Here is a 674-nt window from a genome sequence, read left to right as displayed (position 1 = left end):
GATGTCGCGGCGGGCAACAAAGTGACCTTCAACCAGCCCGGCCGTGACTCGATTGCGCTGAACCGCGTACTCGGCGCCGATGGCTCGAAGATCATGGGCCAGCTCGATGCCAATGGCCGGGTGTTTATCGTCAACCCCAACGGCGTGCTGTTCGGCCAGGGTGCGCAGGTCAATGTCGGCGGTCTGGTGGCCTCGACGCTGGATATCAGCAACAGCGATTTCGAAGCCGGCAACTATGCCTTCAAGGGCAACGGCAAGAACGCCGCCGTTACCAACAGCGGCAAGATCTCGGCGACTGACGGCGGCAGCGTGGCCCTGCTCGGCGGCACGGTCAGCAACAACGGCGTGATCGTCGCCAACCAGGGCAGCGTGGCTTTGGCGGCGGGCAACAAGGTCACCCTCGACTTCGCCGGTGACGGCCTGCTCAACGTGCAGGTGGACGAGGCGGTGGTCGATGCACTGGTGGAAAACCACCAGTTGATCAAGGCCGACGGCGGGCAGGTGCTGCTCACCGCCAACGCTGGCGAAGCGCTGATCAACACCGTGGTCAACAACACCGGCGCGATCGAAGCGCAGACCGTCGGCGAGAAGAACGGCAAGATCGTCCTGCTCGGCAGCTTCGACGGCGGCAGCGTGCAGGTGGCCGGTACTCTTGACGCCAGCGCCCCCTCCGG

The 674-nt window shown here is 64.8% G+C and carries 1 protein-coding gene; it reads left to right on the top strand.

Annotated features, from left to right (window positions below; genetic code table 11):
- Nucleotides 1-674 (top strand): two-partner secretion domain-containing protein (locus DM374_RS32680; protein WP_157969818.1); only part of this gene is annotated, 674 nt, incomplete at both ends.

This window comes from Pseudomonas huaxiensis (assembly GCF_003231275.1).
In the GTDB taxonomy this organism is placed as follows: domain Bacteria; phylum Pseudomonadota; class Gammaproteobacteria; order Pseudomonadales; family Pseudomonadaceae; genus Aquipseudomonas; species Aquipseudomonas huaxiensis.
The sequence above is the reverse complement of the archived record's forward strand: the minus strand, read 5'-3'. Positions and strand labels throughout refer to the sequence as shown.